The sequence below is a fragment of the Paenibacillus sp. YN15 genome, from assembly GCF_003285005.1.
In the GTDB taxonomy this organism is placed as follows: domain Bacteria; phylum Bacillota; class Bacilli; order Paenibacillales; family NBRC-103111; genus Paenibacillus_AR.
Genome location: NZ_QMFA01000026.1, coordinates 19008 through 43640, shown reverse-complemented (window position 1 = coordinate 43640; position 24633 = coordinate 19008). Strand labels below are relative to the sequence as shown.

The window sequence follows — 24633 nt, the reverse complement described above, 5'->3', positions numbered from 1 at the left end:
AGTTCAGACGGGAGTTTTTTGCGTTTGTTTTGAAAGGGGTTATTTGTCAGATAGATTTTCTTTTTCGTCTCGTATCTTGTCAAGCGCGGCTTTTGTCCGCTCGACTTCGCTTTTTGGGTAGTTGTATCGCCAAGCGTTGTATTCGTCCTCCGTGATTTCGCCGCTTTTCAACTTTTCGGATTCGTTGTGCCACGCGCTGAACATATCAACATGGAGGGATATGATGTACCTTTGGATTTATCAAGTGTTATGCAAAACTCACTTTAGGCAAGTTATGTGGCTGCCCTTTTCAAAGGGCAATGAGCATTGGGGAACCGTCCACAGATGGCGGGGCAAAGCCCCTTCTACCCCGTAGGAGCGCAATGCGTTTTTGATACGGAGTGTCAAAAGTGCTTTTGCGTTACTTTTGACGAAAGCAACAAAATCCTGGCTTGCGCCGGATATGCCACTCGAAAAAGAAATGAGGGCGAAAACTTTGCAACGGACAATCAGCGTTATGGTAGGAAAAGGCTCGGTCAACCACAATAGCCGCCAATTCCACGCCGCCAATACAGCCCCTGAGCGTTCCGGCATAAACCGTTCCTATTGCATCGAAAATATACGGCAGGTCTATAATGAAATGTTTGAAAGTGCGGTCAGCCGTCACAACGACAAGCAGACCCTAAGTGACCGCATGATTGATGATTATTACGAAAAATACGCTCCGGCAAACAGGAAAAACCGTTTGACGAAATCATTTTGCAAATCAGGAACAAAGATGAGATGAACGCTCAAACCGAAAGCGGCGAACTTGCCACAAAGGTGCTTGATGAATATAATGCAATCGTTTCAATCCCGCAATCTGAACGGGTACGGAAAGTGGCTGGGCGAGGAAAAGACAGACAAGCATTATTAGCAGAGCAAAAGCGGAGGAACAGGCGTAAAACGCCATGTGAGGTCAAGAGATTATATTATGAAAGATAGTCCCCTTCAAATATTTGAGAGGGACTATCTTGGCTTCATCAAAAAAATCATTTATACTATCAATGTGAGTTTTTATTTGAACGAGGTGGTGCGTATGACAGTTTCAGAACAGATAAAAATATTGTGTGTGCGTTCAAATATCAGCGTTGCTGAGTTAGCGCGCAGAATTGGAAAAACCCCACAAGCATTAAATTCAAAGATGAAAAGGGACAGCTTTACTATTGAAGAATTAGAAATTATTGCTGACGCTGTACACGCGAAATTTAAGCGGGAGTTTGTTTTATCAAGTGGCGATTCGATTTAGCAAAGGTGGTGAGGGCTGTGACTTACAAGCAATACTACAAAAATAGAGATGTCATTTCCTTTTTTTCAGGCGCGATGGGCTTAGACATCGGATTACAAAATGCTGGACTGAATGTGAAAATCGGGCAGGATTTTGATATGGCTTGTTTGGACACCATGCAAGCAAATGGTCATAAGGTAATCGGCGGCGATATTCGCAATATCGCACCGGAGGATATGCTGAACGCCGCAGGACTTTCCATAGGCGAACCGTTTTTAGTTTGCGGCGGCCCACCTTGCCAGCCGTTTTCTACTGCGGGAAAACGGTTAGGAATTAACGATCCGCGCGGCAGCTTATTTATGGATTTTATCCGTATGATTGATTACATACGCCCTCGTTTTTTTATCATGGAAAATGTAAAGGGATTGATGTCCGCACCGTTAAAGCATATTCCTCATGCGGACAGGAGCAACGATAAAATCACCGATGAGGAAAGATTGGGAACGGTTTTAGATGTTGTTTTGGGAGAGTTTAAACGCCTTGGATATAAAACTGTTTATGGAATTTTAGATGCTGTGAATTATGGCGTTCCGCAGTTTCGTGAGAGATTTGTCCTTATAGGCAGCCGGGATAGCGAGGAAATTTTCCTACCAATTCCCACACACTTTCAATTCCATCAAGATAGGCAGTATCAATGGATAACATTAAAAGAGGCTATTGGGGATTTGGAGAATGAAACCGGGGAATGTGCCAGTTTCGGTGCAGAGCGCACACGCTTGTTAGAGTTAATTCCGCAAGGCGGTAATTGGCGCGATTTGCCGCTTGATTTGGTTGAACAGGCAATGGGCGGCGCATATCAATCCGGCGGCGGCAAGGTTGGATTCTATCGGCGTTTATCTTATAGCCAGCCAGCTCCCACGCTTGTGACTTCACCGATACAGAAAGCTTCCATGCTTTGCCACCCTACGCAGAATCGTCCCTTATCAGTAAGGGAATACGCAAGGATTCAGCAATTCCCCGATAACTGGCGATTTACAGGAACGGTTGCGGCAAAATACCGCCAAATAGGGAACGCTGTACCTGTGGGTTTGGCAAAGGCACTTGGACAAGCGATTTTATCCGTTGCGGACGAAACCGCAGAAATAAAGACAAAACGGGTTCGCGGTACAGATGTACACAATAAAATCAAGCAAGCAATGGTATTGGGAGGGTATGCAAATGCCAATTAATGAATCATACAGCGAGGAAGCGGTTGTTTCTGCAATCGCAACAGCATTGGATAATTTTTACACGACCTTGATTTCTAAGGTGGATAATATCAATATCAGAAATATCATGCGCCGGAAAAATCCGTATCTTTTCCGCGCAAAGGCAATGAACGGCGCGGCGCAGATTGTTGAGGCGATTTTAGCCGCATTTATTTCTTCTTCCGAGGAAACGGTTTTTGGTAATGTGTTTTTTGAGCCGATTGCCACCGCCGCAGGGCAAGGGCAAAAGGCACTTGCCGAGGGTGTTGATGTTATGGCAGAGCGCGGCGATACGATTTATGCGGTTGCGGTGAAATCCGGACCGAGCGTATTCAATGCCGACAGCAAGAAAAAGCAAGAGCAAAATTTTATGGCTGCTGGAAAATTGGCGCAACAGGCAAAGAAACGGTTTGTGCCTATTATCGGGTACAGTTACGGCAAGAAGAAGTCTACGGGCAGGGGCTTGCCGAAATTCTATACGGAATGGGCGGGACAGCAATTATGGTATGAGCTTACGGGCGATGACCAGTTCTATGTAAAACTGATTCGGTTTATGGACAAGCTGCCGGAAAAGTATGCTGAGGATTTTGAGCAGGCGTATCAAAAGGCGTCTAATCGGCTTGTAAAAGAGTTCACCAATGAATTTTGCCTTGAAGATGGCAGCATTGATTGGGAAAAGCTTGTAGAGTTTAATTCGGGGAGATAAGGAGTACTTTGCCATGATTCATCATGTTGAAAAACACGGGGAAGTGATTCCACAAGACACAAGAGATTTATTGGCGTTACGTTATCGCACGGTTACGAGCACTATTAACCGTGATTTTTGGAATGTTCAAAGTGAAACACAACATAGCTTGCTTGTTGGCTCTTATGGACGAGGACAGCTATAAGCACAAGTGATAGTCAATTACAAAAAGAAAGTCAATTACTCAAATATTAAGCCCCAGGCTATGCTTGGGAGAACTGAACAGGAAGAGCCGTGAGGGGTGATGAAAAAAAGTCTCCGTTTGCTATACTGAGAAGTGGTTTCGCCAGCCACATTCGTAAGCAAAGGGGGACGGTACCCATGGGGATAGCAGTCTAGCCCGAACCCGGTGGGATTGTAGTTATCATATCATATTCATCCCGAAACAACGCCGAAAAATCTTTTATAAGGAGATCAGGAAAGAAGTCGTGGAAATTCTGAGGACATTATGTGAGTACAAGAATGTAGAGTTGGTAAAAGGGAGCATCAGTGCAGACCATGTACATATGTACGTGAAGATCCCTCCGAAACTGAGTGTGTCCGAATTTATGGGGTACCTCAAAGGCAAAAGTGTCCTGATGGTGTTTGACCGCTTCCCACAAATGAAGCAAGGGAGCGGGAGACATCTGTGGGCAAGGGGATATTTCGTAAGTACGGTCGGTGTCAATAAAGATGTGATTCGAGAGCATATCCAGAAGTAGGAAGAAGCGGATATCATCGAAGACAAGGCAGAGAAGTAACCCTTTCAGGGGTAGCCAGTGATCAGGGCTGGCGAAACCGCGCCTTTAGGCGCAGCCAGTACCATGCCCCTTACAGGGGAGCGATATCAAGCCACCCGTTGAACGGGTGATCCTGTGACTGGAGCGGATTGGAAAATGGGCTGACGTGTCTCAAAGTAAAACCCCTGCATCCATTGGACAGGGGCTTTAGCTTTTACCCGGGGGAGGTTATTCGAACTGGCTCGCCGGGATTGCAAATTCTGGGAAGCCGGCGGCATAGGCCGTATATTCGTAAGGCTCGAAGTAGACGACAATGTCGTTATTCTGCAGAAAGTACGGCTGATCCGCGGAGATGGATTCAAAGGGTGCCAGGACCATCTCCCGCGTGGCAAATTCCTCCTTGACAATCATGTTAATAATGGCGGCGTAATCCGGGTTATTCCCGGCTGCTTGCTGCAGCGTCAGCGTATCTCCAGTCGTCAGGTCAAAGGTCAGCGGAACCCGCCCCGGCATGCCGTGGGCCCCGCCGGTATAGAGGTAGGATTGCAGGTAAAGGCTGAGCTTGCCGCCGCTGTTCTGCTTGACGAAATAATAGACGGTGTAGCCGTTGGGTATGGTTCTTTCGCTGTCGCCGGCCTGCTCCAGATCCTTGCGCGCTGCTTCGGCCAGCCGGGTTATCTCCGTCTGGATGGTGCCGTTTATTTTATCCTGGACCGCCTTGTCGGCCAACCCGGCAATCTGCGGATACTGAAGCTTGAACTCCAGCTTGTCGGTGGTTTCGTCGAGGATTCCGGTGGTGATGGTCAGCGCATTTACGGGCAAAGCTGTAATTGCAGTTACGCCGGTTGCTTCATCGGTGACAGCGGTATAACCAAAGGTATCCAGGAAAAATAAGGCCGGGAGATAGGTGGTGCCATCTACCAGCAGCGGCTCGGCTCCGTATAGCTTTTGTCCATTGATGGTATAGGGCTCCGGATTACTTACTTTGGTGACAAGGGTGACGTTGCGGCCGCTCACTGTGGAGGCTTCATTCTGAGGGTCCCAGGCTACCTCCAGCCCCAGCTTTTCGCTAAGCGTGCGGATGGCTACATAAGTTGTTCCGCCGTCAGGGGAAACAGCGCCGGGTACAGATTCTTGCTGCCCGTTTATCTCCATTATGAAGGATTTGAATAACGTGGTCTGCTCCGCTTGCTGTTGGGCTTCTGCGGCATAACCGGAGGCTTCGGCTTGCGCAGCCGGAACGGCTACGGGGAGCAGGGTAGTACCCGCCAGCAAAACGGCGGCAAGAGGCAATGTGATAAACCGTCTGGCGCTCGGTGCCAAACGGGGGACGGAGACGGCGGCAGTCTGGTTGGGATTAGGTTTCATAAAGCTTCAGCTCCTTTTTGTGTCAGAGATGATGAATATATACCCGCTTTTTCTCCAGGGTCAATCATAAAAATAGACGGCAGGATGCGGAAAATGGTTTAAAAAGGTTAAAACGGATTTGTCGATTCGGTCGGAAATAGAATTGGGATTAGAATTAGAATCCGGAATTAGTACCAAGTTCTAATACTAAGTGCTATAATAATCACAATAGCTCTTATGAGGGGCAACTTGGGGAGGGATCATAACCATGCTTCAATCCAAATCGAAAATAACGGCTTTGGGAGCGTATGTGCCGGAGCGGATTCTAAGCAATGCCGATCTGGAAAAAATGGTGGATACCAACGATGAATGGATTGTGCAGCGCACGGGGATGAGAGAGCGGCGGATTGCCGCAGAGGGGGAATATTCCTCCGAGCTGGCCGTTCGGGCAGTGGAGGATTTGGTCCGCCGTTATGGGGCTGCGGTGGAGGATGCGGATATGATTCTGGTAGCCACCAGCACACCGGATTATACCTGCCCCAGCACAGCCTCCCGGGTGCAGGCGGAGCTTGGCATTCCCCATGCCGGGGCGCTGGATATCAATGCCGCATGCGCCGGGTTTGTGTATGGGCTGCAGCTTGCCGACGGAATGGTGAGCGGCGGCATGTACCGCAAGGTGCTGGTGATTGGCGCGGAAGCCTTGTCCAAAATCACCGACTATACGGACCGCTCTACCTGCATCCTGTTTGGGGATGGCGCGGGTGCCGTTCTGGTGGAGCGGACGGAGGGGGAAGGCGAGTTTGCTGCTGCTTTATCCGGCACCTTCGGGGAGGGGGGCATCCATGTTTACGGCAGCGGGCTGTCCTCCGAGCTGATGGGAGTTCCCCTGCTGGGCGGCGGCTGCCTGGTGCAAAACGGCAGAGAGGTCTATAAGTGGGCGGTGCGGACGGTGCCGGAACAGCTGAGGGCGCTTCTGGAGAAAGCCGGGTGGGAGGCAGAGGAGGTGGATTGGTTCGTTCCCCACAGCGCCAATTTGCGGATGATCGAGGCGATTTGCGAACGTGGCCCTGTCCCTATGGAGCGCACATTGACCAGTGTGGAATTTCGGGGAAACACCTCAGCGGCCTCCATTCCGCTGGCCTTGCAGCTTGCTTTGGACGAGGGCAGGCTGAAGCAGGGGCAAAGGCTGGCGCTGCTGGGCTTTGGCGGAGGGCTGACTTATGCCGGTTTGGCGCTGCGGTGGGGTGCCCCGGGGCAATGAAAGCAATAGGGCCTGATCCAAGACGGCTGATCCGAGTGTTTCGGAGGGGCTTGACTATTCTGGCAATGCCAAGGTATAAACAGAATTAACCGGTCTTTGAGCAAAATGGACTGCTAGTCTGGAGGAGAATGAGCCATGAAACAGCTTTTGGAATCCGTAAAATATAATAACCGCCGCTTTCCCAAGGATCAGCTTCTGCAAATTATCGAGCGAAGGGAAGAGGCCGTTCCGCATTTATTGGAGATTGTGAAGGAGTTCCTCCGTGAACCGGAGGCGTATAATGCGGAGGAGAGCCGCATCGATTTGCTGTACGCGTTGTACCTGCTGGCACAATTCCGGGAAAAGGCGCTTTTTCCCGATCTGCTTCAGATCCTGCAGCTGCCGTCGGAAACCCTTGACTTTGCGCTGGGAGATACGGTAACGGAAGGCGCGGGGAGGATGCTGGCCTCCGTTTTCAATGGAGATGTGCAAGGCCTGCATCAACTGGCCGAGAATACCGGCGCGGATGTATACGCCCGGGAGCAAGGTCTGGTGGCCTTGGTGTCTCTGGTGCTGTGCGGAGAGCTTGAACGGGGCGGGACGGTTGAATATTTGGGCAGTTTGTTAACCGGGGACAAGCTGAACGCGGAGGATTATACCTTCAATGCGTTTGTGGTGCGCTGCTGCAGGGATTTGCATCCGGCAGAAAATGCCGCTGTCATCCGGGCTGCCTTTGAGAAGGATGCCGTAGATCAATTTTTGATTGGTCTTAAGAACGTGGAGGCCGAATTAAGCCGTTCTATGGACGAGGTGCTGGAGGAAAGCAGGCAGGATATCAACTACCGGCTTATTCTGGACACTATTGAAGAGCTAGAGCATTGGGCTTGCTTTCAAGAAATCTCCTCCGATCAACCCTTTTCGGATTTGTTTGGCACTAGCCGTATGAAACCGGTCCCTGTGGTAAGCCCGCCGAAAATAGGCCGCAACGATCCTTGCCCCTGCGGCAGCGGGAAAAAACATAAAAAATGCTGCGGCAAATAGCCAGCTGCGGATATCGGCCGGCTGGGGGCATAAGCGGCTAAACGGCTGGAAAAGGGAGACAGCCTATCCTCAGACAGAGAGGCCGAGTGGGCAGCGGCAGGAAGGCCGGGAAGGCCCGCCTGGCCAGGCGGCAGATCAAGACTCGCACCAGGCCAGAGCGGGGGCCGGGCATCAGCCCTGCCGCGCCGCTCCCGCCGCCAGCTCCAGGGCCAAGGCGGCAGCGCCCGCCGCGGCATGGAGGCGGGGCGGCACAATGTGCATCTGCGGCAGTGCTTCCGCCAGCTGCCGGTCGAAGGCTGCGCGCACATACGGGTTGCGCAGCAGCACGCTGCCCGACAGGGCCAGCGGCCCCGACCGCATCGCCAGGCGGGCCGCCAGGGCCGCAACCAGCTCCACCAGCGCGGCGGCGCTCTCCGAAGCAAGCCGGAGAGCGGCTTGGTCGCCTAACATGCAGGCCTCCTCCAGAAGGGGGGCCAGGGCGGCAATGTCTTTTTTGCCTGTAGCCGGGTCATAGGCGAAGCCGACAATTTCTCCCGGCCCGGAGAGCTGCTGCCGCTCCCGGAGCAGGCGGCTGATGACCGTGGGCGGCTCCCGGCCGTCCCAGGCCCGGACCGCTGCGGCAAGCAGGCCGCGGCCGATGCTGTAGGCGCTGCCTCCATCATCGATGAGGTGGCCGAAGCCTCCGGCCCGGCCTGTTTCTCCGGCAGCGTTGCGGCCGAAAGAGACAGAGCCGGTTCCGGCGATGAGGAGCAGCCCCGGACCGCCGCCGAAGGCGCCGTGGAGGGCGGCTTCGTGGTCGCCGATAATGCGCAAGGGTCCTTCGTAGCCATTGCTGCGGACAGCGGCGGTGAGCCTTCCCGGTATAGCCGGGTTGCTGACGCCTGCCGCACCGATCACCATGTGCCGGATTTGCCCCAGGCTCCCGCAGTTGGCGGCCAACTCCGCGCAGATGCCATGGAGCGCCTGCTCCACCTCGGTTTCTTTCCGCCCATTGTAGTTGATGCCGCCGGCGGTAAACTCATGGACTGTATTCCCCTGCGCATCCATAACCGTTACGGTGGTTTTGGTGCCTCCTCCATCCATGCCTGCCACAAAGCCCGGTAGTAGATTTTTCCCCAAGCGGCTGTTTTCCTGGTTGGTCCTCATGCCCTCACCCTTTATACAAATGGTAAATGCTCTTTTCCCCGGCAAAAGCTGCACTTTCCTCCCGAAGCTGGTCCAGCAACTCCTCCACCCGGAAAGCTCCTTCCCGCAGCACACTGTCTCCCCAGAGAAGATCCATAAAGGGACGGCCGCCCTCCCGGACAGGCGGCAGGAAGGCAAACTCCTCCCAATTCCGCCGCAGGGTGTCGATGAGCCGGATGCCCGTTTCCACAGGCCGCAGGGTCCGCAGGTCAGTAATATGAAGCTGTACGCCGTGGCACAGCTCTCCTTGGTGCTTGGAGGCAGCTGGTTTAAAATGTGCGGGCCGGAACCGGACTCCCGGCAGCGAGAGCCGGTTCATCTCCGAGGCCAGCCGGTCTGCGTCCAGGTAAGGCGCGCCGATCAGCTCGAAGGGCAGGGGAGTGCCTCTGCCCTCGGACAGATTGGTGCCCTCGATGAGACAGGTGCCCGGATAGAGCAGCGCTGTCCCGAAGCGCGGCAGCCCCATGGACGGCGGCACCCACAGCTGTTCCGTGTCGGGAAACAGCATGCTCCGGGACCAGCCCTTCATTTGGACCACATGCAGCTCCGCATTGAGCTTTAATTGGTCGTTGGCCATCAGTGCCAGCTCTCCGGTGGTCAAGCCGTAGCGGATGGCGAGGCCGGGATAATTGCCCACGAAGGAGCGGAAAGGGGCCTTGAGGCGGTTGCCCTCCACTACGGCGCCGCCCAGCGGATTGGGCCGGTCCAGCACCATGAAGGCTTTGCCGGCCTTGGCGCAGTCCTCCAGCGCATACAGCATGGTATAGATGAAGGTGTAGAAGCGGGCCCCTGCGTCTTGAATATCATAGACCACCATATCCACCTGCTCCAGCATCTCCGGGATCAGCCGTTTGGAGTCCTGTCGGTACAGGCTGTAGACGGGAACTCCGGTCCGCGCATCCCGGTAGTTTTCCACCAGTCCTCCCGCCTCCTGGTCTCCCCGCACCCCATGCTCGGGGGAAAACAGCGCCGCCAGATGGAACTGCTCATGCAGCAGATCCACCGTCGAAACGAAGTCCCGGGTCAAGCCGGTGGGCGAGGTGATCAGGCCCAGCCGTTTGCCCTTCAGCAGATGCTGCCGCTCCTGCAGAGTTTCCACGCCGCATTGCACCATGCTATAGCTCCCCTTGCCGCAGCCGAAGGGCTTCCTCCGGGATCATGAAGGTTTCCGCATATTGCTTGCGGGCCTCAATGCCCCGGACTCTGGCCAAATGCTTGTAGTATTCCAGATAGGGGAAGGATTTGCTTCCGGTCACGAACCAATGCAGGGACACCGCCTCTACCCACAGATCATAAGCCTCCGGGGAAAAATCCACATATACATAAGGCCGGTAGCCTACGGCGTCCTCCCAATTTTCCGCATAATACAGCTTTCCGGCGAAGGCGGCGGGCAACTCACGCTGGAAGGAGGCCAGCCCGGCAAAGAAACGGGCATCGTTCACAATCCGGTGGGTGGTGCTATGATCCTTGTGCATGCTGTTTTTGAAATGGGTGATGAGAATGGAGGGACGGACACGGCGGATGATGTCGCAGACCTGAAGCCGCACCTCCATGTTGTCCGGCAGTTCCCCGTCGGCATAGTCCAAAACAATGGCTTCCCCGTTCAGCTTGGCGGCAAACGCCTCCGCCTCCCGGACCTTCTGGGCCCGGTAATCCGCCATTTCCTGCCCGGCTGGAACACCGCGTTCCCCGGCGGTCAGCGCCAGCGTAACAATCCGGTCGCCCTTCAGGGCGTGGCTGGCCAGCACCCCTCCGGCGGTCAGCTCCATATCTCCCACGTGGCCGCCGATGGCCAGAATGGTTTGCGGTTGTGATTGGGATTGAGATTGCGTCATGACTGATGCAGCTCCTTTGCTCGTTTGTCTAAGTCCTTCCGCAGCACGCCAAACTGCTTGACCGTGCGGAACCCGGCTTTATGGTAAATCTTCAGGGCAGGGTTGGTTTCCCCGGTAAACAGGGACATGTACTCCGTTCCGATCCCCCGGAAGGCTTCGCATAGCCGGAAGAAGAGAATGGAGCCCAAGCCCTTTCCTTCATCTTCCGGATTCACGCCGATTCCGGCAAAATACCCCCGCCCGCTTGGTTCCCTTATGACCGGTCCGGCAAAACCTGCCGCCCTGTCCAAATGGGCCGCCACCAGGAAGGGGATTCCCTCGTCTGCGCACCGGCTTATTTCTTTTTCCCAGGCGGGGTTGCCCAGGGCGGCAAGCAGCTCCTTGAGCCCGGTGTGCCGCTTCCCGTCGAACCATTCTACACGGTAGCCCAGCCTGGCTGCCTGGTTTTCCTTCTCTTGGATGTCGGTCGGAATGGTGAATCCGGCCAAATCCAGATACATGCCGTTCTGCCGGGACCGCTCCGCATACCCCTGCTTCAGGAGAAAACGGTGCAGCGCGCTGTCCACGGGAATGCCCGGGGCATTGTTGTGCTCATGGCCGGGAGTTTCGGGAATGAGCCAAGGCAGCCGCATGGGATTGAAAAACAGCGCCTCCGCCTGCTTCTTGCCCAGGTCGCGGAAGCGCTGCTCCACAACGTCCAGCAAGACGGAATAGTGGTGATCGTCAGCAATGTCTTCATCCAGCAGCAGAATGGTCAGGTACCCGGCATCGGCCCCCAAGGGCAGGTCCCCGCCGGTTACTCCGCAGGCGAAGCCGCGGACAGTGGGGGAGGCGGAGGAGGCGCTGTTGCTGGCAAAACCCTCACTCGTCTTGTCCCCCGCTATGCTCCAATCGGGTGTTATCTCTCCCGCTTCCGCTTTTGTCTCCTCCTGTGCCTCCGTCCCTGCAGCCGCCGCGGTTTCCAGCAAGAGAAAGGTGCAGGCCGGGTCAAAGTAAGGGTTTTGCAGGATGATCGAGCGGAAGGAGGAGGCGGTCATCTCCTTGTAGCCGTCTTTTACTGCGGCGCGGTTCCATAGGGCCACTGTTGACTCCAGGGCATGATCTTGCCAACTGCTAAGTGTAAGCTTAAGCATAGGATGGCATCCTTTCTTTTTGAAAAGATACGGCTTTGGCGGCGGCGGATTTATACGAAAATGTGATGCGTACGCTTGGCATTTTCAATTCCTGCTGTCCGAACGGGCCTAAACGGACACAGAATCCGTTATCGGCCCCCGAAACGGCGCTTTTTCAACTGAGCGGACAGAGGAGCCGTTATTTGCCGGTAAAGAGCCGGTTTGGGCGGAGTGGGGAGGAGATAACGGAACGTGTGTCCGCGAAATCGGCAAAAGTGCCTATTTTGGGAAAATAGCGGCTCCCCGGTCCGGATAACCGGATGTCCAGCAGCAGAGTAGGGCAGCACGGCAGCTCAGCCTGGAGTTCCGCAGCAGAATAGGGCAGCGAGGCGCTCAGCCGGGAGTTACGCAGAGAGAATCGGGCGGCACGGCAGCTCAGCCGGGAGTTCCGCAGTGGAATCGGGCAGCGCGGCAGCCCAGCCGGGTGTTCCGCATCAGCCGGCTCAGCCCCTACGGCCGCTGCCGATAGGGCAGGGACAGCTTGCCCAGCACCGCCGGGTGGCGCGCGCCCGTCACTGCCGGGAGGCTGCCGGGCAGCCCGGCCCGGGTGCAGTCCGCAAGCAAAGCGAAGGCCACCGCCTCCTTGGCGTCGCTGTTCAGGCCGATTTCCTCCTGGGTAACCACCGGCACAGGAGCCAGCTCCTCCCGCAGCTCCCGGAGCAGCGTCGGATTGTAGCTGCCTCCGCCGCCCACGATCATCCGGTCTGCCGGATGGCGGTCCCGGATGAAGCGCCGGTAAGCGTCGCCGATGGACCAGGCGGTGAGCCGCGTCACCGTGGCAGCCAGATCGGCGCCGCTTACTTCAAGCTCCTCCCGCCAGCCCATCAGCCGCTCCACATAGCCGTCGCCGAACAGCTCGCGGCCTGTGGATTTGGGCGGCGGCAGGCGGTAATACGCCTCCGCCTGGAGCCGCTTCAGCAGCTCCGCGCAGCAACGGCCGGAGGCAGCCATTCGCCCGCCTTCATCCATCCCGATCCGTCCGCCTCTGAGACAGCGCATCACGCCGTCGATGAGCATATTGCCGGGACCGGTGTCGAAGGCGAAAACCCGGCTGCTGTCCGCTCCCGCGGGAATGACGGTAATGTTGCCGATGCCCCCGATATTTTGCAGCAGCAGGGTTTCTGCCGGATTGCGGTACAGCAGGTATTCCGTATACGGCACCAAGGGTGCGCCCTGGCCTCCCGCGGCCAAATCAGCGGGGCGGAAGTCGGAGACGCAGGGAATGCCGGTCAGCTCGGCGATGACGGAGCCTTCCCCGATCTGGACGGTATATCCCTGCTCCGGCGCGTGCCAGATGGTCTGTCCATGGGAGCCGATGACGCTGACCGCTTCCGGGGAAATCCCCGCCTCCGCCGCTACGGCCAAAGCAGCCTCCGCATAAAGCCTGCCCAGCCCCACATTCATTTCGCCTACCCGATCCACGGTAGCCTGCCGGGGATCGAAGAGGCGGAAGATAGCTTCCCGGGTTTCCTCCGGATAGGGCAGGTTGAGGAAGGCCAGGAGCCGGACGGACAGTCCTTCATCCCCAGGCTCGCCTTCCTCTGCACTCCTGCTGCCGCCTCTGCCTCTGTCGGTGTCATCGCCTATACAGCTGTCATCGTCGCTGCCCCTGTCGCCAGCATTGCCGCCGTCGCTGCCGCCAGTCCGGTGGCAGTCCTCCCCCGGACGGCCCGCGATCTCCACCAGCGCGGCATCGATGCCGTCCACGGAGGTGCCGGACATGAGCCCGATGGCGTAGCGCCTGCCGCAGTTCTCTGCCGCCCGCTCCGCAGTGTTCCCTTCCCTGGTATGCCCGTTTCCTTGTCCTGCTTCAGCCCGCCTGCTTCTCCACTTTTCAGCTGCAGCCTGTTCCCTGCGCCTCCTCATCCCTTCACCGCGCCGACGGTGACGCCCTCCAGGAAGTAGCGCTGCAGGCTGAAGAACAGGATGAACATGGGCAGCGCGGAGATAGTCGCCCCCGCCATCATGGGCGAGAAGTAGGTGGTGTTGGCGAAGCGGAAATTTTTTAGCCCCACCTGAATGGTTTGCATATCCATGGTCTTCGTCACCAGAAGCGGCCAGAAGAACGTATTCCAACTGTCCATAAAGGTCAGAATGGCAATCACCGCCATGACCGTCTTCGAAAGCGGCACAATCACCCTGAAGAAAATCATGAACTGGCTGGCCCCCTCCACCTTGGCGGACTCGATGATTTCATTGGGAATGCTGCCCATAAACTGCTTGGCCAGGAAGATGTTGTACACCGTAACCAGGCTGGGCAGGATGAGAGCGGTGTAGGTATTTTCCATTTGGAACATGTTTACCACCAGAATGTACAAGGGCACCTGGGTCACCTGATAGGGAATCATCATGGCCGCCAGAAGAATGGTGAACAAGAGCGCCCGCCCCTTAAACCGCACCTTGGAAAAGGCATACCCCGCCATAGTGGCAAACAGCACGTTGGTCACCGTAATGCTTCCCGCCACAACCAGGGAATTGAGTATCCAGCGGTACGAATATTTGCTGTACTGGAAGAAGAAGACGAAGGAATCCAACGTAATTTTACCGGGTAAAAGAGAGTAATTCACCGCACCTGCCTCCACCGGATCGCCCAGGGAGGAGATCAGCATGAAGTAGATGGGAAACAGCGTCGCCAAAGCAAATACCAGAAGGAAGAAGCTTAAGACGCCATTGCGGGCCACGCGAACTTTGGGATTGCCGATATGATTGTTGTATAAGGCCACGGTGGGCTCCTCCCCTCTAGTATTCGATCTCTTTGCCCAGGAATTTGAACTGGATCAGGGACACCAGCGCGATAACGGCGGCCAACACCAGGGATTGGGCGGCGGCGCGGCCGAATTCGAAGTATTTGAAGGCATTGTCAAAAATCAGGAGACCGACCATGGTAGTGGAATGGTTGGGGCCGCCCCCTGTCATCAGGTAGGCGTTCTGGAACACCTGGAATGATCCGATCACCGCCGTAACCAGCAGGAACAGGATAGTGGGTTTTACAAAAGGAACCACAATATGCCGCAGCTTTTGCAGGAAAGTGGCCCCGTCCAGGTCTGCCGCTTCATAATAGCTGTTGTCAATGCCGATAAGCGCCGCCAGGAAAATAATAATCGCCGAGCCGTGGCTGGACAGCCAGCTCATCATGACCAGGGCCAGCATGGCGGTGGAGCTTGCGCCCAGCCAGTTCTGGTTGGAGATGCCGAAGAAGCTGATGAGTCTGTTGAAAATCCCTGCAGGCAGCGGATCATAAATCCACAGCCAGACTACGGACAGGGCTACGCCCGAGGCAACAGTGGGCAGGTAGTAGATGCCCTTGAAGACATTCTGCACCTTCTTGCGCAGAGGCAGGATCATGATGGCAATGATGAAGGAAAGGAATAAATTGAAAGGCACGGTCAACAGAGTGTACATGATGGTGTTGCGGATGGACTTCCAGAACAGGGAGCTTTCGAAGGTCGCCGCATAGTTTTCGAATCCGATATAGGTGGAGCCCAGCGGCTTGTAATCCTGAAAGCTGATGATAAAGGCCTTGATGACCGGATAGGCGGTAAACAGCGCGTACACCACCAGGGCGACGGCAATGAAGACATAACCGGGAACATTATCGGTGTGCTTCCTCCGTCTTCCCGCCGGTTTGGCTGCACGTTCGTTGGATGTGGACACGGCCATGGCGAAACTCCCTTCTCTTTCATGAAGCTGGTCAAAAAAGCCGGGGAGAGGCCCCTGCGCCGGACCGCCTGCGAGGCAAACGGTCCGGATGCGCGAAGCGGGGCGCTCTGCCCGCGGGCGGATTAATCCTTGACGACGCCGGTGTCTCCGAAGGCCTTGACAGCCGCTTCGGTAATCGCCTTGTGCATGTCTTCCGGCGTGATTTCCCCGGCCAACAAAGCCTGCATCTTGGGAATGATCACCTCATTCTCCAGCTTGGTGGCCTTGGCGCCCAGCTCTACCGGAATGTCCGGACGGGCGGGAGCGGCGTGGGAGAGCAGGACCTTAACGGCGGCTTCGTTCTCCGGGCTGCGGGTGATGGTGATGCTCTTGGCGGCTTCGGCGGCGGTTTTGCTGATTTGGGCCACGAACAGCTCGCTGTTGGTTTCGGCGGCTACCTTGCCGCTGGCCAGGAAGTAGGCGGCTTTTACCACGTTGGCTTTATGCTCGGCGGTGGGCTCTTTTTTGCCGCGGAAGGTGACATAGCCGTCTACGACAGTGCTGGAAACCGCGGGCTGGCCCAGGAAGCTGGGCACCGGCAGCACGATGTAATCCACCTTGATGCTGTCCTTGACGGCGCTGCCGTCCTTGGCGTCGATCTTGGCATTGTTGGTTTTGGCGGAGTTTTCAAAGGTGGCCAGACCCTTGCCGGTAATCATGGTTTGGCCGGTCAGGAACATGTTCCAGCGTTTGCCGGCATCGATGGAGCCCAGCTCCTTGGGCATGGAGCCGTCGTCGATCATTTCACGGACGGCCTTCAGGACGCCCAGGTAGTTTTTGCTGGTATAGGCGTATTTCAGATCCTTGGTGAAGGGGGAGGGCATGCCGGCGTTTTTCACCAGAATGCCCAGATAGTCCTTGGAGGCCACGCCCGAGGTGGCGAATACGAAGCCGTAGCGCTTGGTGGCGCTGCCGTCCTTCACGACGCCCTTCTTGATGGCCTCGCGGAACTCTTCATAGGTCCAGCCGGATTGCTGCACTTTTTTCCAGTCGATGCCTGCCGCCTCCAGAAACTCCCGGTTGCCGCCGATGGCATGGGCCTCCATGTAAGCGGGGAAGCCGTAAAGGCTCTTGCCGTTCTTCATATATTCCAGAGGCACCGGATCAAAGTCGGATACCATGCTGGCGTCGGCCAGGTCCGTAATATCCATGAGCATGCCTTGCTGCACATACTTGGAGATGCCGTCGGAGCCGATAAAGGCAATGTCCGGCGGGCTGCCCGCGTTGACCTGGGTGTCCAGCTTCTGGGTCATATCCTCCCAGCTGGCCGGTTCGATTTTCAGAGTCAGATTGGGGTAAAGGGTGTTGAAATCCTTGGCCATCTGCTCGAATTTCTTCTGGAAGTTGGCCGAAACCGGGGGAAGCAGGGCGGTGATGGTGTCCTTCTCGCCGGAAGCGGCGGCGGTTGCGGCGGGAGAGCCTCCGGCAGATGCGGCTGGAGCGGGAGAAGAGGCGTTTTCCTTACCGCCGGAACAGGCGGCCAGGGGCGCCAGGGATAAAACGGCGGCTAACATGAGGGGGATGGACTTTCTTTTTGTAATCATACCTTGCTTCCTCCTTTAATGGTTAAAAGTATGGGATAAATCAGAACTTCCTGCTGGAGCCCAATGGGGGCTGCCGGGAGATGCGGCGGTGCAGCGGATGCCGGTTCTTACAGCGAAACTTCCTGCGGCCGGAAAAAGCTGCTTTCTCTATTGGGCGGTGTCGCTGCCCTGGTGCTTGCGGATGGCCTGCTTCAGCATCCCTTTGGTTTCAGCCAGAAGCTGCTGTCCGGCTGCGGCGTCCAGCCCCGCCGCCAGCATCAGGATGGCCAGCTTGCAGCTGCCTTCGGCTTCGGCCAGCGCTTTGGCCGCTTCCGCCTCCCCGGCTCCGCAGGCGGCGGTAATGATCCGCACCGCCCGGTCCCGGAGCTTGGCGTTGGTGGCCTTCAGATCCACCATGAGGTTGTCATAGGTTTTGCCAAGCTTGACCATGACGCTGGTGGTGAGCATATTGAGCACCAGCTTCTGGGCTGAGCCGGACTTCAGCCGGGTGGAGCCCATGATCACCTCCGGCCCCACCACCGGAGCGATGGTGACCTGGCAAACCTCTGCCAGCCTGGAGCCTTGATTGTTGACGACGCCGATGGTGGCGGCGCCCAGCTCTCCCGCCTTTTTCAAGGCGGCGATGACGAAGGCGGCGCTGCCGCTGGCGGAGATGCCCACCACTGCATCTTGGGCGGTGACGCCGCAGCGTTCCACGAGGGCGATGCCCTCCTCGGCCAGATCCTCGAAGCCCTCCACCGCTGTGCGGAGGGCGGTATCTCCTCCGGCGATATGCCCCTGGATCAGCTCCGGCTCCACGCCGAAGGTAGGGGGGCATTCGGAAGCGTCCAGCACCCCCAGCCGCCCCGAGGTTCCTGCTCCGATGTAAAATAATCTGCCGCCGTTCTCCAGACGGCTGTGGATCATGTCCACGGCTTGCGCAATGCGGGGAATTTCCTCCGCCACTGCCGCCGGCACCTTGGCATCCTCCCGGTTCAGAAGCGCCAGCATCTCTTCCGTTGTGCATTCGTCAATGGTCCGGGTTGCCGGATTGATCTTCTCCGTCGTTAGGCCCGCCAAATATTCATTCATGCGCATTCTCCTACCTGGTTGTGTGTTAGGCCGTGTCTGAAAACCCGCTTGAGGGCAGCCTTCACCGCCTTTTCGCCCCATGCTGCGTTACTTCCGCTTGACGTACCTCCGGTACGCCTTCACGAAAGTGCCTTGCCTGGAACGAAAATTCTGCAAAATCTGCTCCCCTCGGAGTTATCAGACACGCCCTAGTTTTCAGCATAGCGGATGCTTGCGAAGCTGGATTTCCTTTGGAAAGCTCTTAAGCGTTAGGGATAGTTTCTTTGTTTGTTAGATTATCTGTCATGTGGTTGTTTTAAGCATAGTACCATCACGGGGATTCGTCAATCACTTTTTGAAATAAAATTTCGGATTAAAAAAATAAATTGATGGTTATGCTCCAAAATTATATGGGAATTGGAGAAAAATATTCCTTGAAAACGATATCTTTATGAGCCGGACAAGACCTTATATCAAAACATATATTGTTCGATGGGGTGGGTTATGTCCGGGGCGGTGTGCGGAGGCGCAAAAAAACGGCGCTTTCACTTGGAAAGCGCCGCGGCAGCCGGTGAGAGGGGGGCTTAGCCCCTTCTGTGTTTGGAAGAAAGAATGTTGTGGGTTTTCAGAAGGTATTTTTTGATGGAGGCATACTCGGCGCTGGCGACGCCGGCAAAAAGAATGTCAATCACGGTAAGCATGGCAATGCGGGAGCCCATGGCTCCGCTGCGCATGGTCACCTCCTGGGAGGAGAAGGTCAGCACAATATCCGAGCGCTGGGCCAGCTCGCTTTTGCCGAAGCGGGTCAGGGCAATGGTGGTGGCGCCGTTCTTAAGGGAGATGTCCAGTGCGTCGAGTATTTCCTCCGTGTCCCCCGAATTGGAGATGAAAACTGCCACATCCCCGCGCTCCAAAAGGGTGGCGGCAGTAAGCTGGCTGTGCCCGTCCGTATAGGCATGGCACATTTTGTTGATCCGGGAGAATTTCTGCTCCCCGTCCCGGCATACCAGGCCGGAGGCGCCTACTCCGAAGAAGACGATGCGGTTGGTTTCCCGCAGGGCTTTCACCGCTTTGCCCACCTCATCGCGGTCGATAATGGCCAGGGTGTCGTCGATGGACTTGGCATTGTTGCGGGATACGTTGGAGATAATCACGTCCAGCTCGTCGCCGGGCTGGATGTCGGAATAATGGGCCGGCTGCTCCTCATCATGGGAGCCTAAGGCGGCGGACAGGTTGACGATGAAGCTGCGATAGCCGTTGTAGCCCATGGTTTTGCAGAAGCGGAGCACCGAGGCGTCGCTGGTGCGGCTGAACAGGGCCAGGCTTTTGATGGAGAGGTGGGGGATCTCTCCCGGGTTGGCAAGGATATACTCGGCGATCAGCCGCTCCACGGGGGTCAGGCTTTCCTGCACATCCCGGATTTTGAGCAAAAGATTGTTCTGGATGGCCATAAAGGGTACCTGCGCATTCTTTTTGGATTTACTTACATAGTAAAGGCGGCGGATAAGGTTGGCAAGCATTGGAATATAACGGATAATTTAAAATATATTTTCGTTGTTATTATATCATTCTGAAATAAAATTTTAAACAACGTATTGTTGTTTGGAAAGCCCGATGCTATAATGGCGGCAAATACGGACAAAAGTTTTAGGGTTTATGTCATATAATATAACATTTGATTTGGGGGGTGTGAAATGGAATTGCTCACTCATACTGCTTTACGGGAGCAAATCGGCCAAATGGTTATGTGCGGCTTTTCCGGAAAAGCGCCTACGGAGGACATTTTGCGGCTCATCCGGGAGTACAGTCTTGGCAACGTGATCTACTTCCGGGATAATATCGGAACGCCGGAGGAGGTGCGGGAGCTGTCCGGCATGCTTCAGGAGGCGGCAAAGCAGGCGGGGACCGGCCCCCTGTGGATTGCCGTTGACCAGGAAGGCGGCATGGTGGCAAGAATCGACCGGCAGGTTGCCCTGATGCCGGGGAATATGGCTCTTGGCGCGGCCGGTTCTCCGGAGCTGGTATATGAAACGGCCCGGATTTCGGGGGCAGAGCTGCGGAGCCTGGGTATTACTCTGAATTTCGCGCCCTGTGTGGATGTGAACAATAACAAGGCCAATCCGGTGATCGGCGTTCGCTCCTACGGCGAGGATTCCCATATGGTTGGGATCATGGGGGCCCAGGCGGTGCGGGGTTATCAGGACTCGGGGGTCGGCGCCTGCCCCAAGCATTTTCCCGGCCACGGCGATACAACGGCGGATTCCCATCTGGAGCTGCCACTGGTGCCCCACAGTGTGGAGCGGCTCCGCCGGATAGAGCTGCCGCCTTTTCGGAGCGCCATTGCCGCCGGTGCGGATGTGGTGATGACCGCCCATGTGCAATTTCCCGCTTATGACTCCAGCGGATTGCCGGCCACGCTGTCCCCGGCTGTGCTGGAGGGACTCCTTCGCCAGGATTTGGGCTATGACGGCGTAATTGCCACGGATTGTCTGGAGATGAAGGCTATCTCCGGCACGGTAGGCGTTGGCCGTGGAGCCGTTCTGGCGGTAAAAGCGGGGGCGGATCTGGTCCTGGTCAGCCACACGCCTGAACTCCAGCTTGAAGCGCTGGAGGCTTTGTACCAGGCTGTGCTCTCGGGAGATCTGCCGCAGGACCGTGTTGCGGTCTCCGCCCGGCGCATCCGGGAGGCCAAGGCCCGCCGGGAGGAGAGCTGGCAGCGGCTGGTCCGCGGGAAGGGACTGCCGGCGGTGGGCAGCCGGCAGCATGTGAAGGTTGCGGAGCAGGCCGCGGAACGGGCGGTGACGCTGGTGAAGGCGGAGCCGGATTCCCTTCCCCTGGATGCTGCCGCGCCAACGCTGGTGATCTGGCCCCGGGTTGAAGCCCGGACGGATGTGGAGGAGGCTATCCGCCAGGAAATAACCCTGGGCAAGGCCTTGAAGCCCTATCTTGCCGATGTGCAGGAGCTTGAGGTGGGCCTAACGCCGGAGGTGGCCGAGGTGGAGGCGGTTATGGCGGCGGTATCGGCCGGGCGCCTGCAGATTGTGGCGGGCACCTACAACGCCGCCTTCAATCCGGGCCAGGCCCGGCTGGTGCAGGAGCTGCTCGGGGTGCCCGGCGCCAAAGTAACTGCGGTGGCCCTCCGCAGCCCCTATGATTTGCTGGCCTTTCCCGGAGTGCATGCGTATCTGGCCTGCTACGAAAACCGGCCCCTGATGCTCCAGGCTGCCGCCAAGGTGCTGACGGGCCGATTGCCTGCCATGGGCAGGTTGCCGGTGACGCTGTCGCCGGACTATCCGGCAGGTTGGGGCTGTACCCTCTGACCCTTGGAGCTGCATACAATAGGTCTTTGACCACAAGCCAGTCTTTACTTCCTGACCTTGACATCAGGCAGCGCAATAATGCTATGATGAGGTGAACTGATACCGGCAAGCGGAGCACCTGTGGTCTGCCGCTTCATTAAATGGAGGTTATTTCATTGAGCCAGGAAATTTTGTCTGTGATCCAGCACTATACTCCCGCTTACCTCGCTACTGTCGATGATGGCAAGCCGAGAGTACGGCCCTGGGGCCTTCCCCATCTGGATGCCGAAACCGGCAGACTGTACTTCAGCACGGCCAGCACCAAAGCGGTGTATGAGCAGCTGCTGGCGGTTCCCTATGTGGAATATTCCCAAACCTCTCCCGACAATGTGTGGGTGAGAATCAGCGGCACCGTCCAATTCGACGAATCCCCGGAGGCCAAGGAAGCGCTGTTCAAACATGAGCCCCAACTGGCCAACATCTACAAAACCCCGGATAATCCGGTGTTCAAAATTTTCTACCTGGAGGAAGCGCGGGTTACCGTGGATGATTACTCCCCCAACCCGCAGCGGGTGTACGAGTTCAAAAACGGCAGCTTCACCCTGCTGGCGTAACATAATTCCCAAAGCAGGCAAAGCTGCTTGGGGCAAGGCTCGGGTGTCGAGATTGGCAGAGCAGATTAGTTGAACAGATGGTTAAGCAGGTTGGTTGAGCAGATTGGTTAAGCAGATTAGTTGAGCGGTACGGTCCATTAGACTGGTGCAGCAAATATAGAGGACGGAACCTGCCAATGGCGGGGGACCCAGGCCACGGCGCTTATTCGGCCGGGCCGGGGTTCCGCCGGCCGTTGGCGGGTTTTTGTTTTGCGCTGAGGCGGAAGGCGGCACAGTGGCGGAGACGAGGGCTGCTACAAATCTTGGTGCTGTCACGAATCCGCCGCTGTTGCCACGAATCCTGCTACTACTGTCCCCAATCCCGTTATTACCGCGCCCCTCGCTGTTGCCACGAATCCCGCCACTGTTGCCAATCTCGCTACTGCCATGAATCCCGCTGTTTCACCCACTCTAGCCTCCCGTTGCGGAACTCAGCGACTCTTACGGCGGCAAAAGCGCTAATTTGGTTTTTTTGCGGAACTCAGAAGCGCTTATGTGCCTCGTGAGGCGAAAATAGAAGCGAAATGAGGCTGCGGCGGGGAATAAGCGCTTCTCAGTTCCGTTGCGATGCGAATTGGCTGCAAAAGCGGCTTTAAGAGTCGCTCAGTTCCGTTGCGCTCCTTCGGGCACAAGGCTAAGGCAATCAGGGAAGTCGGCAACTTCCGGGCGCCAGGCTAAGGCAGCCAGGGAGGCGCCGCACCAGGCCGCGCCCGTCCACTCGCCCGCATCCAGCATCGCCCACTCGCTCTACACCAGCATCGCCAACAGGCGCCGCACCAGGCCGCGCCCGTCCACTCGCCCGAAGGCAGCATCGCCTACTCGCTCCACACCAGCTCCGCCAATAGGCGTCGCACCAGGTCATCCGCCGCCTGGGCGGCTTCCTCTACGGGGATCTTCATGCTGACGCTTTTGTCCCGGGCAACGATCTCGCAGCAGCCGGTCTGCAGATTCCGCGGGCTGACGATAACCCGGACGGGAACGCCCAGCAGGTCTGCGTCGGAGAACATCACCCCCGCGCTGACGGTCCGGTCATCATAGATGACCTCGATGCCCAGCCGCTGCAGCTCCCGGTACAGCTCATCGGCGCAAGCCCGGGCCGCCGCATCGTCCGCCCGCACACAGCACAGCTGCACCTGCCACGGCGCAATGGAGATGGGCCAGATAGGCCCGTGCTCATCCCGGTGAATCTCGCACACGGAAGCGGCCAGCCGGCCGATGCCGATGCCGTAGCAGCCCATCAGGGGATAGCTCAGCCCGCCGGATTGATCTGCCGCCTGCATCCCCATGGCGCGGGTATATTTGTCCCCGAGCTGAAAGATATTCCCCACCTCGATGCCTCTGGAAAGGGTGATGGTATGTTTGCCGCAGGCCGGACAAATGCCGCCTTCCTTAATTTTGGCCAGATCATGATATTCCGCCCCGCTGCAATCCCGCTCCATGTCCAGACCGGTGTAATGGTGATCCGGCTTATTTCCGCCGCAGCACAGCCCCGCCGCCCCTTGCAGCGAACGGTCGAACAGCACCGCAGCTCCTTCCCCGGGCTCCGCCAACCCTACCGGACCGATAAATCCGGCAAACAGCCTGCCATCCGCCTCCAGAACGGCAGGGCGCACATCGCCGCCCAGCAGATTGGTCAGTTTGGTTTCATTCACCTCCAGGTCGCCCCGGATAAAAAGAATCACCAGCCGCCCGTCGGCTTCCGTCCGGTACACCACCGCCTTGCAGGATTGCTCCTCCCGCAGTCCGAGAAACCCGCACACCTCATGGATGGTATGCATGCCCGGAGTATGGACCAACGCAAGCTTCCCGCTGCCGGAGCTTCCTTCCCCAACCGGCGCAAAAGGCTCCACCACATTTTCCGCCGCCTCCATATTGGCCTTGTAGCCGCACTCGGGGCATAGCGCCAAGGTGTCCTCCCCCACAGGCGTCGGCAGCATAAACTCATGGGAGACATTTCCGCCCATCATGCCCGAATCCGCAGCAATGGCAATCACCTGGGGAAGCCCGACACGTGCGAAAATCCGCTCATAAGCGCGGTAACATTGGCCGTAATAATCGGCCAGATCCTCCGGGGAGAGGTGGAAGGAATAAGCATCCTTCATGGTGAATTCCCGTACACGGATCAATCCGCCGCGGGGACGGGCTTCATCCCGGAACTTGGTCTGGATCTGATAGACCATAAAAGGATAACGCAGATAGCTGCTGCCGTATTCCCGCACCAGCTGCACCGCCGCCTCCTCGTGGGTCATCCCCAGCAGGTGGGGGCTGCCATGCCGGTCCCGGAAGCGCAGCAGCTCGCTGCCGACGCTGGCCGCCCGGCCAGATTCCTGCCACAGGCTCTCCGGCATCACCACAGGCAGAAGTACCTCCTGGCCGCCGATGGCTTCCATTTCCTCCCGGATAATCTCCTCGATTTTCCGGATGATCCGGCGAAGAGGGGGCGTCTGGGTATAAATCCCGCTGCCCACAGCCTTCATATATCCTCCGCGGACCATCAGCGCATGGCTGTCGATCACGCAGTCGGAGGGCCTTTCCCGGAACCGCTCGCCTACAAGCTTTGCCATTTTCATAGATGCAGCCTCCTTAAGAAAATAAAAAAGCCCCAAGCCGA

The 24633-nt window shown here is 56.9% G+C and carries 21 protein-coding genes and 1 pseudogene; 10 read left to right on the top strand and 12 right to left on the bottom strand.

The features are described 5' to 3' along the window. Positions 1–370: 370 nt before the first annotated feature. From DQG13_RS19370 to tnpA, 6 genes and pseudogenes are all read left to right on the top strand, one after another. A complete protein-coding gene (locus DQG13_RS19370; RefSeq protein ID WP_113021437.1) occupies positions 371–766 on the top strand; it encodes a hypothetical protein in 396 nt (131 codons plus the stop codon). A gap of 186 nt (positions 767–952) precedes the next feature. Further along, a complete protein-coding gene (locus DQG13_RS19365; RefSeq protein ID WP_258525768.1) occupies positions 953–1267 on the top strand; it encodes a helix-turn-helix domain-containing protein in 315 nt (104 codons plus the stop codon). 17 nt (positions 1268–1284) lie between these two features. After that, complete coding sequence (locus DQG13_RS19360; RefSeq protein ID WP_258525767.1) at positions 1285–2475, top strand: DNA cytosine methyltransferase; 1191 nt, start codon at positions 1285–1287, stop codon at positions 2473–2475. Then, positions 2465–3199 (top strand): PmeII family type II restriction endonuclease, encoded by a 735-nt coding sequence (locus DQG13_RS19355; RefSeq protein ID WP_181592849.1) that lies wholly within the window; start codon positions 2465–2467, stop codon positions 3197–3199. The genes DQG13_RS19360 and DQG13_RS19355 overlap by 11 nt, the downstream gene beginning before the upstream one ends. A 13-nt stretch (positions 3200–3212) precedes the next feature. Further along, positions 3213–3383, top strand: a complete 171-nt coding sequence (locus DQG13_RS30865) for an SMODS domain-containing nucleotidyltransferase (RefSeq protein WP_181592848.1) — start codon at positions 3213–3215, stop codon at positions 3381–3383. Positions 3384–3564: 181 nt separating this feature from the next. After that, positions 3565–3936, top strand: a pseudogene (gene tnpA / locus DQG13_RS19350) (IS200/IS605 family transposase); the annotation flags it as partial. A 249-nt stretch (positions 3937–4185) separates the two neighbouring features. Here tnpA and DQG13_RS19345 read toward each other — a convergent pair. Next, positions 4186–5325, bottom strand: a complete 1140-nt coding sequence (locus DQG13_RS19345) for a PdaC/SigV domain-containing protein (protein WP_113021434.1) — start codon at positions 5323–5325, stop codon at positions 4186–4188. 247 nt (positions 5326–5572) lie between these two features. Here DQG13_RS19345 and DQG13_RS19340 point away from each other — a divergent pair, with 247 nt between their 5' ends. Then, positions 5573–6565 (top strand): ketoacyl-ACP synthase III, encoded by a 993-nt coding sequence (locus DQG13_RS19340; protein WP_113021433.1) that lies wholly within the window; start codon positions 5573–5575, stop codon positions 6563–6565. Between the two features lie 135 nt (positions 6566–6700). Further along, entirely contained in the window at positions 6701–7585 is an 885-nt protein-coding gene (locus tag DQG13_RS19335; protein WP_113021485.1) for a DUF1186 domain-containing protein, read from the top strand. Positions 7586–7756: 171 nt separating this feature from the next. Here DQG13_RS19335 and DQG13_RS19330 read toward each other — a convergent pair whose 3' ends face one another. From DQG13_RS19330 to DQG13_RS19285, 10 genes are all read right to left on the bottom strand, one after another. Further along, a complete protein-coding gene (locus DQG13_RS19330) occupies positions 7757–8731 on the bottom strand; it encodes an N-acetylglucosamine kinase (RefSeq protein WP_113021432.1) in 975 nt (324 codons plus the stop codon). Positions 8732–8735: 4 nt separating this feature from the next. Beyond that, complete coding sequence (locus tag DQG13_RS19325) at positions 8736–9884, bottom strand: exo-beta-N-acetylmuramidase NamZ family protein (RefSeq protein ID WP_113021431.1); 1149 nt, start codon at positions 9882–9884, stop codon at positions 8736–8738. 1 nt (position 9885) lies between these two features. After that, positions 9886–10605, bottom strand: a complete 720-nt coding sequence (locus DQG13_RS19320; RefSeq protein WP_113021430.1) for a PIG-L deacetylase family protein — start codon at positions 10603–10605, stop codon at positions 9886–9888. Beyond that, positions 10602–11738: a GNAT family N-acetyltransferase gene (locus DQG13_RS19315; RefSeq protein WP_258525766.1), complete on the bottom strand. Its 1137-nt coding sequence runs from the start codon at positions 11736–11738 to the stop codon at positions 10602–10604. Before DQG13_RS19315 ends, DQG13_RS19320 begins: the two co-directional genes overlap by 4 nt. Positions 11739–12227: 489 nt before the next feature. Continuing rightward, positions 12228–13643, bottom strand: a complete 1416-nt coding sequence (locus DQG13_RS19310) for an anhydro-N-acetylmuramic acid kinase (RefSeq protein ID WP_258525765.1) — start codon at positions 13641–13643, stop codon at positions 12228–12230. Next, positions 13640–14500, bottom strand: coding sequence for a carbohydrate ABC transporter permease (locus DQG13_RS19305; RefSeq protein ID WP_113021429.1), 861 nt, complete (start codon positions 14498–14500; stop codon positions 13640–13642). Before DQG13_RS19305 ends, DQG13_RS19310 begins: the two co-directional genes overlap by 4 nt. A gap of 16 nt (positions 14501–14516) precedes the next feature. Continuing rightward, positions 14517–15437 carry a carbohydrate ABC transporter permease gene (locus DQG13_RS19300; RefSeq protein WP_113021428.1) on the bottom strand — a complete coding sequence of 307 codons (921 nt, stop codon included), beginning with the start codon at positions 15435–15437 and terminating at the stop codon, positions 14517–14519. Positions 15438–15559: 122 nt separating this feature from the next. Further along, entirely contained in the window at positions 15560–17020 is a 1461-nt protein-coding gene (locus tag DQG13_RS19295) for an ABC transporter substrate-binding protein (protein WP_113021427.1), read from the bottom strand. Between the two features lie 147 nt (positions 17021–17167). Further along, a complete protein-coding gene (gene murQ / locus DQG13_RS19290) occupies positions 17168–18091 on the bottom strand; it encodes an N-acetylmuramic acid 6-phosphate etherase (protein WP_113021426.1) in 924 nt (307 codons plus the stop codon). A gap of 563 nt (positions 18092–18654) precedes the next feature. After that, positions 18655–19521, bottom strand: a complete 867-nt coding sequence (locus tag DQG13_RS19285) for a MurR/RpiR family transcriptional regulator (protein WP_113021425.1) — start codon at positions 19519–19521, stop codon at positions 18655–18657. Positions 19522–19764: 243 nt separating this feature from the next. Between DQG13_RS19285 and DQG13_RS19280 the strand changes: the two genes are divergently transcribed. Both DQG13_RS19280 and DQG13_RS19275 read left to right on the top strand, forming a co-directional pair. Continuing rightward, a complete protein-coding gene (locus DQG13_RS19280) occupies positions 19765–21390 on the top strand; it encodes a glycoside hydrolase family 3 protein (RefSeq protein ID WP_113021424.1) in 1626 nt (541 codons plus the stop codon). A 155-nt stretch (positions 21391–21545) separates the two neighbouring features. Beyond that, positions 21546–21983 carry a pyridoxamine 5'-phosphate oxidase family protein gene (locus DQG13_RS19275; RefSeq protein WP_220094419.1) on the top strand — a complete coding sequence of 146 codons (438 nt, stop codon included), beginning with the start codon at positions 21546–21548 and terminating at the stop codon, positions 21981–21983. Between the two features lie 854 nt (positions 21984–22837). Here the strand turns inward: DQG13_RS19275 and DQG13_RS19270 are convergent. Then, complete coding sequence (locus DQG13_RS19270) at positions 22838–24592, bottom strand: proline--tRNA ligase (RefSeq protein ID WP_113021422.1); 1755 nt, start codon at positions 24590–24592, stop codon at positions 22838–22840. Positions 24593–24633 lie beyond the last annotated feature (41 nt).